General features: G+C 72.0%; 10 protein-coding genes. 5 read left to right on the plus strand and 5 right to left on the minus strand.

What is annotated here, in order from left to right; genetic code table 11:
• Positions 1-450 precede the first annotated feature (450 nt).
• On the plus strand, positions 451-1,602 hold the full coding sequence (locus NJ376_RS21720) for an N-acetylmuramoyl-L-alanine amidase (protein WP_252955381.1): 1,152 nt from the start codon (positions 451-453) through the stop codon (positions 1,600-1,602).
• Positions 1,603-1,960: 358 nt separating this feature from the next.
• Complete coding sequence (locus tag NJ376_RS21725) at positions 1,961-4,423, plus strand: penicillin-binding protein 1A (RefSeq protein ID WP_252955382.1); 2,463 nt, start codon at positions 1,961-1,963, stop codon at positions 4,421-4,423.
• 909 nt (positions 4,424-5,332) lie between these two features.
• Here NJ376_RS21725 and NJ376_RS21730 read toward each other — a convergent pair.
• On the minus strand, positions 5,333-6,619 hold the full coding sequence (locus NJ376_RS21730) for an alpha-hydroxy acid oxidase (RefSeq protein WP_252955383.1): 1,287 nt from the start codon (positions 6,617-6,619) through the stop codon (positions 5,333-5,335).
• A 122-nt stretch (positions 6,620-6,741) separates the two neighbouring features.
• Here NJ376_RS21730 and NJ376_RS21735 point away from each other — a divergent pair, with 122 nt between their 5' ends.
• Positions 6,742-7,335, plus strand: a complete 594-nt coding sequence (locus NJ376_RS21735; RefSeq protein WP_252955384.1) for a hypothetical protein — start codon at positions 6,742-6,744, stop codon at positions 7,333-7,335.
• 112 nt (positions 7,336-7,447) lie between these two features.
• On the opposite strand, the gene NJ376_RS21740 is transcribed toward NJ376_RS21735, so the two are convergent.
• The gene (locus NJ376_RS21740; protein WP_252955385.1) at positions 7,448-8,359 is read right to left on the minus strand and encodes a LysR family transcriptional regulator; all 912 of its coding nucleotides are present in this window, start codon (positions 8,357-8,359) and stop codon (positions 7,448-7,450) included.
• Between the two features lie 94 nt (positions 8,360-8,453).
• On the opposite strand from NJ376_RS21740, the gene NJ376_RS21745 reads away from it, so the two are divergent.
• Positions 8,454-9,008 carry a pyridoxamine 5'-phosphate oxidase family protein gene (locus NJ376_RS21745; RefSeq protein ID WP_252955386.1) on the plus strand — a complete coding sequence of 185 codons (555 nt, stop codon included), beginning with the start codon at positions 8,454-8,456 and terminating at the stop codon, positions 9,006-9,008.
• A 141-nt stretch (positions 9,009-9,149) separates the two neighbouring features.
• Here NJ376_RS21745 and NJ376_RS21750 read toward each other — a convergent pair whose 3' ends face one another.
• The 3 genes from NJ376_RS21750 to NJ376_RS21760 are packed head-to-tail and all read right to left on the minus strand — an operon-like array spanning position 9,150 to position 11,928.
• Positions 9,150-9,590: an acyl-CoA thioesterase gene (locus NJ376_RS21750; RefSeq protein WP_252955387.1), complete on the minus strand. Its 441-nt coding sequence runs from the start codon at positions 9,588-9,590 to the stop codon at positions 9,150-9,152.
• A 14-nt stretch (positions 9,591-9,604) separates the two neighbouring features.
• Positions 9,605-10,963 (minus strand): VWA domain-containing protein, encoded by a 1,359-nt coding sequence (locus tag NJ376_RS21755; protein ID WP_252955388.1) that lies wholly within the window; start codon positions 10,961-10,963, stop codon positions 9,605-9,607.
• Between the two features lie 8 nt (positions 10,964-10,971).
• Positions 10,972-11,928, minus strand: coding sequence for an AAA family ATPase (locus NJ376_RS21760; protein WP_252955389.1), 957 nt, complete (start codon positions 11,926-11,928; stop codon positions 10,972-10,974).
• Positions 11,929-12,184: 256 nt separating this feature from the next.
• On the opposite strand from NJ376_RS21760, the gene NJ376_RS21765 reads away from it, so the two are divergent.
• Positions 12,185-12,839 (plus strand): Bug family tripartite tricarboxylate transporter substrate binding protein (locus NJ376_RS21765; RefSeq protein WP_252955390.1); only part of this gene is annotated, 655 nt, incomplete at its 3' end.

Below are 12,839 nucleotides of genomic sequence, written 5' to 3' on the forward strand. Positions count from 1 at the left end.
ACGGCGTTCGGTCACGCATCCGCCGGGGGCGGGCCGCCGGCAGGAACATCCATGCCGAAGGGACCCGCCAAGGACCATTGGCGCGACAGGTCCCGCACAGGCGAAGGGGGCGGCCCTGCCCGCCCGCGGCCAGTGCCGGGGCGAATTGGCGGGGGGCGGGCCGGCGAAACGCGGGACGAAGGCCCCAAGCCGGCCCCGCCGCGCACCGCATCCCGTAACGCCCGGCCCGGATGGAATTGCCTCGGGCGGGTGGGCGCGGTGGCGCCGGACTCCTCCACCGGCAGCGGGCGCCGCCGGGGCGACTCACCTTAGAAGAGTGACCACGGTTCCACAAGGCCGAGAGCAAGGGCGGCACCCGCCATGGTGGTGGCGTGGCGGGCAAGCTGCTACCGTGGCCCGGGCGGCGCTGGAGGGCGCCGCCTTCGAACATGTCCCAGGGGGATCGGGACCATGGCAAGCGGCAGGGATGAGAGCGGGCCGGCCGCATGGCCGCGCCGCATGGCGCTCGGCCTCGGCCTGGCGCTGCTGGTGGCGGAAGCCGCCGCCGCCACCGCGCCGGAGCTGCGCGTCGTCAACCGCCGCACCCGGCTGGTGCTGCACCTACCGCCCGGCCTGCCCTGGAAGCTCACCGCCCTCACCGATCCGGCACGGCTGGTGCTGGACCTGCCGGGCCTCGCCTGGCAGGGGCCGAACCGGCTGCGCGGCGCCGGGGTGGTCGCCTCGGCGCAGCGCCAGGGCGCCGGGCCGCGGCAGCAGCTTGTGCTCAACCTCGCGGGGCCGGTGGCGCCGCCGCGCATCAGCCAGGCGGGGCGGCGGGTGATCCTGGAATTGCAGCCCGGCCCGGCCGCCGGATTCGCCCGGCTCGCGGATGGCCGGGTGCTGGCGGCCGCGGCGCCGCCCCCCGCGGGCAAGCCGCTGGTGGTGCTGGACCCCGGCCATGGCGGCAAGGACCCGGGCGCGATCGGCGCCCGCGGCACGCATGAGAAGCGCATCACCCTGGCCGCGGCGCTGGAGCTGAAGCGGCAGCTCGAGGCCGGCGGCCGCTGCCGCGTCGCCCTCACCCGCGCCCGCGACGTCTTCATCCCGCTCGGCGAGCGGATCGAGCAGGCACGGCGGCGGGAGGCGGCGCTGTTCCTCTCCCTGCATGCCGACAGCGCGCCGGGGGCGCGCGGCGCCAGCGTCTATACGCTGAGCGAGACGGCGAGCGACCGGCTGGCCGCCGCCCTGGCGCAGCGGGAGAACCAGGCGGACCGCGCCGGCGGCCTGCGCCTGCCGAGCGTCTCGCCCGAGGTGCAGCGCATCCTGCTCAGCCTGATGCGGCAGGAGACGCGGAGCGGCGCGGACCGCATCGCCCGGCTGGTGGTGGACTCGCTGGACGGGCAGGTGCCGCTGCTGCCCAACACCCATCGCCGCGCCGGCTTCGTGGTGCTGAAGGCGCCGGACGTGCCCTCGGCACTGGTGGAGATGGGCTTCCTCTCCCACCCGGCGGATGAGGCGGCGCTGAACCGCCCGGCGCACCGGGTGAAGATCGCCAAGGCGCTGGCCGAGGCGGTGCATGGTTTCCTGGACGGGCGGGCCGGGCTGGTGGCAGGGCTGGGCTGAGGGCCCGCGACGCCGCCGGCACGGCTCCGCGGGGTCCGGGACTCGCGCCGGCGCAGGGCCTCGCGCGGCCCGGTGCGGCCGTCCCGCCAATTCCTGTCCGCTCGCGCCGGGGTGATGGCAGCGTAACCCTCGCATGCCCATATCGCACCAGTCCGGCATCGTCCCCCGCCGGGCGAGGGTGTATGGACACGCCATGGCTCCCCCTGACCACCGCGCCGAACCCCATTTCGACTCCTCGCCGCCGGCAGGAGGGCCGCCAGCGGGGGGAGCGCAGGAGGTAGGCGCCGCGCCCGAGCCCCCGCCACCCCCGCCGCGCAAACCCCGCCCCGCCCCGCGCCGGCGCCGCCGCGGCTTCGGGATGTTCCGCGTCCTTTTCATCCTGGGTGCGGGCGGGCTGCTGGCCGGCGCGGTGGGCGGCTACACCCTCTACCGCACCGTCGATGCCACCCTGCCGGACTACACCTGGCTGGCCGACTACCAGCCGCCGCAGATGTCCCGCATCTACGCGGCGGACAGCCGGCTGCTGGCAGAACTGGCGATGGAGCGCCGGGTCTTCGTCCCGATCGAGGCGATTCCCCGGCGCGTGCAGCAGGCCTTCGTCAGCGCCGAGGACCAGCGCTTCTGGGAGCACCACGGCGTCGATCCCATCGGCATCGCCCGCGCCGTCGTCAGCAACATCGAGGCCTACGGCACCGGCCGGCGGCTCGGCGGCGCCTCCACCATCACCCAGCAGGTGGCGAAGAACATGCTGGTCGGCGCCGACCGGACGCTGACCCGCAAGCTGCGCGAGGCGATCCTCGCCGTCCGTCTTGAGGATGCGCTGCCGAAGGAGCGCATCCTCGAGATCTACCTGAACGAGATCTTCCTCGGCGCCCAGGCCTATGGCGTGGCCGCCGCCGCCCAGGCCTATTTCGGCAAGAGCCTGGACGACCTGACGCTGGCCGAAAGCGCCTTTCTCGCCGTCCTCCCCAAGGCGCCGAACAACTACAACCCGCAGCGCAACCCGGAGGCCGCCCGGGCGCGGCGCGACTGGGTGCTGGACCGGATGGCGGAGGACGGCGCCATCACCCGTGCGGAGGCCGAGCAGGCCAAGGCCGAGCCCCTCATCCCCCGCCCCGCCCGCCGCCCGGATGTGGTCCCGGTCGGCCAGTACTTCACCGAGGAGGTGCGGCGCGAGCTCGTCGCCCGCATCAGCCAGGACGAGGCGCTGCGCACCCGCCTGGCCCGCGGCCGCGACCGCTCCCCCGCCGAGCTGGTGAATGAGAGCGGCCTCGTCGTCCGCACCAGCCTGGACCCGGCGCTGCAGGCGGCGACGGAAGTGGCGCTGCGTCACGGCCTCGCCGCCTATGACCGCCGGCGCGGCGGCTGGCGCGGGCCGGCCGCGCGCATCGCCGCGACGCCGACCGAATGGATGCCGCAGCTCGAGGCCGTGGCGAAGCCGCCGGGCATGCTGCCGGAATGGCGCCTGGCTGTGGTGCAGGAGCTGCGGGAGCGCGATGCCCGCCTGGCCTGGCTGGAACGGCCGGATCTGCGCAGCCCGGCGCAGCCGCGCAACGCGCTGATGTCGCTGGAGGAGGCCGCCTGGGCCCGCCGCGCGCTCGGCGAAGGGCGGCTGGGCGCCGCGCCCCGCCGCATGGCGGATGTGCTGGCGGTGGGCGATGTGGTGATGGTGGAGGTGCTGCCGGCCGTGCCCGCCCAGGGCCGCGCCGCCGGCCGGCCGGAGCGGCTGGCGCTGCGCCAGGTGCCGCAGGTGGAGGGCGCCATCGTCGCGCTGGACCCGGCCACCGGCCGCGTGCAGGCCATGGCCGGCGGCTGGTCCTTTGACAAGAGCCAGTTCAATCGCGTCACCCAGGCGCTGCGCCAGCCCGGCTCCTCCTTCAAGCCCTTCGTCTATCTGCCGGCGCTGGAGGCGGGCGTGCCGCCGAACCAGCGCTTCCTGGACGGGCCGATCGAGGTGATGACGGCCCAGGGCGTCTGGCGCCCGGCCAATTACACGGCCGGGTCCTACAATGGCTATGTCACCATCCGCACCGCGCTGGAGAAATCCCTGAACCTCGTCACCGTGCGGGTGGCGCAGGAGGTGGGGATCGACAAGGTGGCGGAAACCGCCCGCCGGTTCGGCGTCATCGACAACATGCCGCGCTACCTCTCCATGGCGCTTGGCGCCGGGGAGACGACGGTGCTGAAGATGGCGGCCGGCTATGCCAGCTTCGTCAATGGTGGCCATCGCGTCACGCCGACCTTGATCGACAGCGTGCAGGGCGCCCGCGGCGAGGTGATCTGGCGCAGCGAGGCGCTGCGCTGCGACGGCTGCGATGCGACGAGCCCGGAGGGCGGCCCGCCCGAGCTGGTGGATGACCGGCCGCAGATCACCGACCCGATCGCCGCCTACCAGATGGTGAACCTGCTGACCGGGGTGGTGCAGCGCGGCACCGGCAGCCGGGCGGGCCAGGGGCTGAGCCGGCCCATCGCCGGCAAGACGGGCACGACGAACGACTACTTCGACAATTGGTTCGTCGGCTTCACCCCCGACATCGTCATCGCCGTCTGGATGGGCTTCGACGACCCGCACACGCTGGGCAATGGCGAAACCGGCGGCGGCAATGCCGCGCCGATCTTCCGCGAGGTGCTGGAAGCGGCGCTGCGCGGCAGCCCGCCGGTGCCCTTCCGTGCCCCGCCGGGCGTGGCACTGGTGCGGCTGCCGGACGGCACCATGGAGGCCTTCCGGCCGGGGACGGAGAACAGCGCCCGGGCGCCGGCGGATGCGGCGGAAGGCGGGGCGGTGGTCGGCGGCGACCGGGGGCTGGGCGGGTTGTACTAAAAAACCAGTTTGAGCGTGGATTCAACACGATTTGTGGTTCGCTCATGGATGCGCAATCGCTCTCACGACCGCTCCAAGGCGTAACGCCGTTAGCTATTCCAAACTGCCGACAGTTTGCCTATGCCTTTCGCGCCTGCTGGTCAGCCGCGATCTTCCGCGTAACGCTCGGCGTTAACCGCACTGTCTGCTGACGAGCCGCTTGCCTGATTTGTTTTGATGGGCGATGGTTCGCCGTTGTTATTGCGACGGCTGGATATGGGATATGGAACTGTGACGATTCCCTTTCTGGCTCGTCACTGGCGCCATCCTCAGCCTGCCGGTATCCGCACAGGGTGTGTGTGCGCCTGATGCGCAGGGAAATGACCCATGTTTAGCGCCCACCTGGCATATCGTGCGCGAGGCACACTGTCAGCGGCTCGATCATCAAGCTGCAGGCGTCAGCACCCCGGAGCAATACCTCGAGCTTGCCAAAAGATCCGGATACCCTGCACGGCTGCAGCGAATGCGATTGGGAGCCGCTACCTACGCCGTCGTTGATGGAGGAGGTTTGGCACCGCTGACACTGGCTCCGGACTTCCTAGGTTGTCGCATCCTCCTAGGGATAAATCGACAGGCGGCAGGATTACGTCCTGCCCCAGCACAAATGCCTCCAAAGCCATCAGCGCGTTGACCCATTCGCCGCCGCAGCGGTGAGAGGCGTCCGAACCACGATCCAGGTTGCGGACTCGCAGGTTTAGAGCAGATCGCCGTAGGGCGGCATCGCCCGAAGGCGTGAATCTGCTCTGCAACCAAAGGCGTAGAGCGCTTTCGGTGAACGCATGTAAACCGAAAACGCTCTAGCCTGCCAGCTCACACCAGGGTCGGAACCGGTCAGCTCCCCAGCGGGATTTACAGGCGGAACCGCCATCCCTACCCCCTCGCTCGCGGCGCCTCCTGCCCCAATGCATTGCCGTCCAGGTCGAACCGCACCGCGCCTGGGTGCAGCACCGTCGCCGCCGCGGCCTCCGCCACGTTGCGCATCCCGGCCTGGCCGAAGGTGGTGCGGATCTCCTCGGCGAAGGCGGCCGCCGCGTGGTCGCCCCCCGCCTCCCCCAGCGCCGCCACGCTGTAGCAGAAGGCCCTGCCGGCGAAGCAGAAATCCGCCCCCACCGCCAGGCTCCGCAGCACGTCGAGGCCGGAGCGGATGGAGCCGTCGAACAGGATCTTCGCCCGACCGCCGACCGCGGCAGCAATTGCCGGCACCGTGTCGATGGAGGCCGGCGCCGCGTCGAATTGCCGGCCGCCATGGTTGGAAACCCAGATGCCATCGATGCCGAGCGCGACCGCCTTCTCGGCATCCGCCGGATGCTGCAGCCCCTTCAGCACCAAGGCGCGCGGCCAGGCATCGCGGAAGCGGGCGATGTCCTCCCAAGTCACGCCCGTCGTCATGTGGCGCTGGGTGAAGCTGGCGAGCTCGGCGATGGAGGCGTTCTCGCCGACATATTTCCGCATGTTCTCGAAGCGCGGCTGGCCGCGGCGCAGCATCTCCAGCGCCCAGAAGGGGGCGCGGGCGATGTCGAGCACGGTGCGCGGCCGGTAGCGGAAGGGCAGCACCAGCCCGTTGCGGATGTCGTGCACCCGCTTCTGCCGCATCGGCACGTCGAGGGTGATGGCGAGCGCATGCGCCCCCACCGCCTCCGCCCGCTTGATGAGATCGAAGGACAGGCGGTGATTGTCGCCCGGCAGGCCGTAGAGCTGGAACCAGAAGCTGTCCGGCGCAATGCGTGCCAGCTCCTCCATCCCGACATTGGCGACGGTGGAGGAGACATAGGGGATGCGCGCCTTCTGCGCCGCCGCGGCCAGGATGGCGTCGATGCGCGGCCACACCATGCCGATATTGCCCATCGGCGCCACGCCGACCGGCGCGGCATAGCGGCGGCCGAAGATCTCCGTCTCGGTGGAGACCTGCGAGAGATCCAGCGCGTAGCGCGGCAGGATGCGCACCGCATCCATGGCGGCGCGGTTATGCGCCACGTTCGGCGCGCCATCGCCCACCCCGCCCGCAACGAAATCATAGGCGAAGCGGGAGACCCGCCGCCTTGCCCGGCGCTGCAGATCGTTGAAGCTGGGGAAGCGGCGGCGCAGCGCGGCGGCCGGGCTTTCCTCCGCCCCCGCGCCCCAGCCCCGTGCCGCGCCCGTCCCGTTGCTGCCGCTCATCCGTCCCGCCCCGCCGCATGCCACGCCGGGATTATGCATCGGCCAAGCGTGGCGGAAAGCCGGGGGTGGGCTGCAAAACCCGTCGCGCATCCCATATCCCAAGGTTGGAGGAATAGCAGCACATGTCGATTCGTCCCTTGCTTCTCGCTGCCGGCCTGGCGCTATCCGCCTGCTCGGCCGTCCAGCAGCCGCCCTATGGCTATGCCAGCCTGCCGAGCGACGCCGTGGTCGGTGCCGGCGATCCCACCCGGGCGGCCATCATCTCCACCGCCTCGATCTTCGCCGACCCCGGCCGCGTCGCCGGGCAGCCCGCCGTCGCGGCCCGGGCGGTGGCGAACTACGAGTATCTGGCCGCCGAGCTGCCCTACGGCGCCCGCTGGCGCGAATTCTCGCCGCTGGTCGGCACGGAGATGGCGCGTGGCCAGCAGGAGATGCGGCCGGTAGTCGGCATCGCGCCCAATGCGCCGACGCAGCCCGTGGTGGATTCCCTCTACGCCGCCTCCCGCGCCCTGCAGGCCGGGGACCAGGCGGCGGCGGAGCGGATCCTCTCCAACCCGATCTTCCCGGCGGGCGGCGCGGCGACGCTGCGGCGCCTCGCCTCCCTGCCGCCCATGCCCGCGGTGAATGTCGCGACATCCCTGGCGGTGCAGGAGCTGCGGCGGCGGGACAGCGATCCGGGCGACCGGGGCGGCGGGCGCGGCGACGGCCGGAGCTGACGCCTCCCGGCAGGCCGCCCCCGGGAGCTTGGCGCCTCGCCGCGGCGGGAGCGAAGGCCCCCGCTTCCGGTGAGGTTGTGGCGGCCTGGCCGGAGGTAGCGGCGGGACGGCCCTAGCCCTCCCGCAGCACCGTCAGCGCCCCGAGGCGGGGCGCGGCGAAGTCCATGAAGGCCCGGACCCGGGGCGGCAGCAGCCGGGCGGAGGGCAGGACCAGGGAGACCGGACGCGCCGGCGGCTCCCAGTCCCGCAGCAGCCGCTCCAGCCGCCCGGCCGCGAAGGCCTCCGCCGCCTGATAGGAGAGCAGGCGGAGGATGCCGCGGCCGGCGAGTGCGGCTTCCAGCGCCGCCTCCGCCTGGTTGACGGAGAAGCGCGGCGTGACCCGCACCGCGACCGCTTGGCCGTCCGGCGCCCGGAAGCGCCATTCCGGCGTAGGGGTGCCGGGGGCGGCGAACTGGATCACCTGATGCGCTGCAAGATCCGGCGGCGCGGCGGGCCGGCCGTGCCGCGCCAGGTAGTCCGGGCTGGCCGCCAGCACCCGGCGCACGCTGCCCACCTTGCGCGCCACCAGCCCGGCCTCCGCCAAGGGGCCGATGCGGATGGCGACGTCGATCTCCTCCTCCAGCAGATCGGCATTACGGTCGGAGAGGATGAGCTCGGCGCTGACCTGAGGCTGGGCGTCGAGGAAGGCGGTGACCAGCGGCGCCGCATGCAGCCGGCCGAAGACCAGAGGCGCGGCGACGCGCAGCCTGCCGCGCGGGGCGGCGGCGGCACCGGCGGCCTCCGTCATGGCGTCCTCGTATTCCGCCAGCAGGCGGCGGGCCTGCTCGCCGAGGCGGCGACCGGCCTCGGTCGGGCGGCTCTGGCGGGTGGTACGGTCCAGCAGGCGGACGCCCAGCCGCTCCTCCAGCCCGGCCAGGCCGCGGGTCACGGCGGGCGGGGAGTGGCCGAGCCGGCGGCCGGCCGCGGCGAGGGAGCCGGTCTCGAGGATCGCCACGAGCAGGCGGAGTTCGTCCAGCCGGTCCATTCTTCCGCATTCCTGCAGGCTGCCTTGCGGATTCCGCCCATTCCTTCCGACCAGCGCAAGGGCCAGCTTGCGGGAGGAAAAGGAGGGCCGGACCATGGGACGGCATTATGCGGAGATCGCCTTCACCCCGGCGGTGCAGGCGGAGCAGGCGGGCCTCGGCTCGCGCGCGCACTTCGCCCGGGTGGCGGCGGAGGGGCGCGAGGATGGCGCGCTGGGGCCGGAGGAGGCGGGTTTCATTGAGGCGCGGGACGGGTTCTTCCTGGCGACGGTGTCCTCGACCGGCTGGCCCTATCTCCAGCATCGCGGCGGGCCGGTGGGCTTCGTGCAGGTGCTGGATGCGGAGACGCTGGGCTTCGCCGACCTGCGCGGCAACCGGCAACATGTCTCGCTGGGGAATCTGGCGACGGATGACCGGGTGTCGCTGTTCTTCCTGGACCATGCGCGGCGCCGGCGGCTGAAGCTGTTCGGTCATGCCAGGGTGGTGCGGGACGACCCTGCGCTGCTGGCGCGGCTGACGCCGCCGGGGCGGGAGGCGCTGGCGGAGAGCGCGATGCTGATCCGGGTGGCCGGCTTCGAGTGGAATTGCCCGCAGCACATCACGCCGCGCTTCACCGCGGAGGAATGGGCAGCGATCGCCGCCACGGGCTGACGCTACCGCCGCGGAAGCGAAGGCCCTTGCAGGGCCTGCGACACCGCCGAAGACCACCATTGCCCTGGGCGACGGTGCCGCAAGAGGTCGCTCGAGGCGGTCGAGCGACGCTTTGCGTGCCCGGCCTTTCGGCCAGGGGCGTTATTCTTCGACCGCGCCCTGCCCGATCAGCGCCGTGCGGATCTCCGGCGTCAGCGGCACCTTCTCGCCACTGCTCGGCACGGCGGAGACGAGCACGGCCTTGCTGCGGAAGATCAGCCCCTGCTTCCACACCGCATATTCCGTGGTGAAGCTGGTGCGGCGCAGCGCCAGCGGGCGCAAAGTCACCGCCACCTCATCGCCGAAGGCGACGGAGCGGCGGAACTCCGCCTCGATGCGCGCCACCAGGGGCCCGGGCGCATCCAGCGCGAAGCGCCCGCCGATCTCCAGCCAATGCGCCACGCGCGCATCCTCGCAGAGCAGCAGATAGGCGGTGTTGTTGGCGTGGGCGAACTGATCGCATTCGGACCAGCGGATGCCGTGCCGCCGCACCGTCGCCCATTCGCCCTCGATGCCGAATTCCGTGCGCAGCGCCGGGTCCATCGCCCCCTCTCCGCTCAAGCCCCGTCCCGCAGCAGCCCGCTGATCACGCGCTCCAGGTGCTGCAGGCTGTTGCACACCGCCGTCACCCGGCAATGCGGGGCATAGCGCAGCATGTCGCTGTCGCCGGTGCCCCACAGGGTGCGCGGTTCGGGGTTCAGCCACACGACCTGCTTCGACCGCTCCGCCATGCGCCGCAGGATCTCGCTGCGCGCCGGATTCCGGTTGCCGCGGCCATCGCCGAGGATGATGACGGTGGTCTGGCTGTCGAGGATGCCGAGCCACCCGGCCTCGAAATCCGCCAGCGCCTGGCCGTAATTGGAAGAGCCGAAGCCGATCCGCTGCAACACCTCCGGGATCGCCTTCTCGATCGGCAGCCGCTCCAGGAGCTCGGAGACCTCGATCAGGCTGTTGCTGAAGGCGAAGGCGCGCAGCCCCGCCAGCGCCTCGTTCAGCGAGAAGAGGAACAGCAGCAGGAATTGCGCCAGCGGCGCGACGGAACCGGAGACGTCGCACAGCACGGCGAGCTTCGGCTTGTCGATGCGCTCCTGCTTCCAGACGGGCAGGAAGGGGATCGCCTCCCACCCCATGTTCCGCCGAAGGGTGCGGCGCACGTCGAGGATGCCGCGCCGGTCCCGCCGGCGCGGGCGGCCATATTGCGTGGCGAGGCGCTTGGCCATGGCGCGGACCAGCACCCGCATGCGGTCATGGTCCCGCCGGTCGATCGCCGAAAGCCGGGTCTGGGTCAGCAGGCGCTCGCGGAATTCCTGGTTCTTGCCCTCGGCGAAGAGCAGCAGGTTCTGCTGCACGAAATCCCGCACCCTCTCCCGCAGCCGGTCCCGCCCGATGCGCAGCCGGTTGGCGCGGTCCGCATCCTTGGTCGCGGCGATCTCGCGCTCCAGCGCGGCCAGGCCCATGCGGTCCAGCATGCGGCGGGTGAAGAGGTTGACCTGGGTGAAGATGGAGATGTTGATCAGGCCGACCGAAGCGGCGGCGGCCTCCACCTCCGCCGCCAGCGCCGCCTGGTCGTTGGCCAGCAGCAGCCGGCCGAGGGCGCTGCCTCCCCCCTCTCCCTCGCCACCTGCGGGACTGGTCGCGGGCGGGGCGGCGGGCGGCGGGGTCAGCTCGTCGTCGGCGAAGCTGCCGCGGCTGAAGAAGCGCTCGAAGCACTCGGCAAAGGCGCGCTTCTCCGCCGGCGTCTTGGCCAGCACCAGGGAGAGGGTGTCGCGCAGCGCCTCCCGCTCCTCGAAGCCGATGACGCGCACCGCCCGCACCGCGTCGATGCTCTCGGCAGGCGAGATGCGCAGCCCCGCCCCGCGCGCGGCCCGGAAGAAGTCCAGCAGCGGCCCCTCCATGACCGCCGCGCTGCCTGCCATGCCCTCCATCACCGGACCGGCACCGCCTCCGCCCGCGCCGCCTGCAGCAGCTCGGCAATGCGGGGCTCCACCGTCTCGATGTCGCTCTCGAATTTCAGCAGCACGTTCAGCGTCTCCCGCACCAGCCCGGGATCCAGCTCCCGCACATGCAGCAGCACCAGCACGCGCGCCCAGTCGATGGTCTCGCTGACCGAGGGCAGCTTCTTCAGGTCCAGCGTGCGCATTTGCTGCACGAAGGCGACGAGCTGGCGCCGCAGCGCCTCCGCGATGCCCGGCACGCGGGTGGCGATGATCCGCGCCTCCAGCCGCGGCTCCGGCAGGCCGATATGCAGGTGCAGGCAGCGCCGCTTCAGCGCGTCGCCCAGGTCGCGCTGGGAGTTGGAGGTGAGCATGACGATCGGCGCCACCTCCGCCCGCACCGTGCCGATCTCCGGGATGGAGACCTGGTAGTCGGAGAGGAGCTCAAGCAGGAAGGCCTCGAATTCCTGGTCCGCCTTGTCCACCTCGTCGATCAGCAGCACCGCCCCCTCGGGCTGGCGCAGCGCCTTCAGCAGCGGGCGGGGCTCGAGGAACTCTTCGGAGAAGAAGAGGTCGGAGACGCCGTGCAGCCGGCGCATCGCGCCCTCCAGGCTCGGCTCCTCGCCCAGCAGCGCCCCCATCCGGTCCTTCAGGATCTGGGTGTAGAGGAGCTGCTTGCCGTATTTCCATTCATAGAGGGCCTTGGACTCGTCCAGCCCCTCATAGCACTGCATGCGGATCAGCCCGAGGCCGAGCCAGGAGGCGGCGGCCTTCGCCAGCTCCGTCTTGCCGACGCCGGCCGGCCCCTCCACCAGGATGGGCTTCTGCAGGTGGTGCGCCAGGTAAACTGCGGTGGAAATGGGCCGGCTGGGAATGTAGCCGGCGGATTGCAGCCCCGCCTCGGTCGCCTCGATGGAAGCAAGTTTCTCGTGCCAAGGCGGAACCATACGGGGACATCTCCTGCAGCGATTTGCGGCATGATGGACCGACGCGCCCGCGGCGCCAAATTCGCCCCGGGTCAGGACCCCGGAGCGTGACCGGGCGGGCCGGATCGGCCGGAACCGCGGATCACCGTGACCCAGCGACGTGATCGGTTGAGGTCGAATCGACCGAACGGTGGATCATGCGGCCGGACAAGACGCTGGAGCGGGACGGGATGGGCGAAGCCCGGCCGAGCCTGCTCCCATAAGGGAAGGAAACGCCATGACCCTCACCCGCCGCGCCCTCGGCGCGCTCGCCGCCCCGCCTCTCCTCGCGCCCGGCCTCCGGGCGCAGGAGGCGCGGCCGGTCCGCCTCATCGTCCCCTACCCGCCCGCCGGCGGCACGGACATCGTCGCCCGGCTGCTGGTCCCGGCCATTGCGGAACTGCCCGGGGCGCCGCCCATGGTGATCGAGAACCGCCCCGGCGCCGGGGGCAATGTCGGCACGGAGGTGCTGGCGAAATCGCCGCCGGACGGCCAGACCCTGGGCTTCGTCACCATCGGCACGCACGGGACGAACCCCTTCCTCTTCCCCCGCCAAGGCTTTGATCCGCTCACGGATTTCAGCTTCATCGCCCTGGTCTCGCTGCAGCCGGCCACCATCTCGGTCGCGGCCGACTCCCCGCTGCGCAGCCTGGACGACCTGCTGGCGATCACGCGGGAGACCACCATCGCCTCCTCCGGCAACGGCACCTCCGGCCATCTGGGGGCGGAGGTACTGCGGGTGATGGGCCGGCTGCCGCTGATGCATGTGCCCTATCGCGGCAGCGGCCCGGCCTGGGCCGACCTGCTGGGCGGAAGGGTGGCGCTGGTGGTGGACAACATCCAGGCGGCGCTGCCGCATCGCCAGGCCGGGCGGATCCGCATCCTGGCCGTCA

It is taken from the genome of Siccirubricoccus soli (assembly GCF_024178315.1).
Classification (GTDB): Bacteria; Pseudomonadota; Alphaproteobacteria; order Acetobacterales; family Acetobacteraceae; genus Siccirubricoccus; species Siccirubricoccus soli.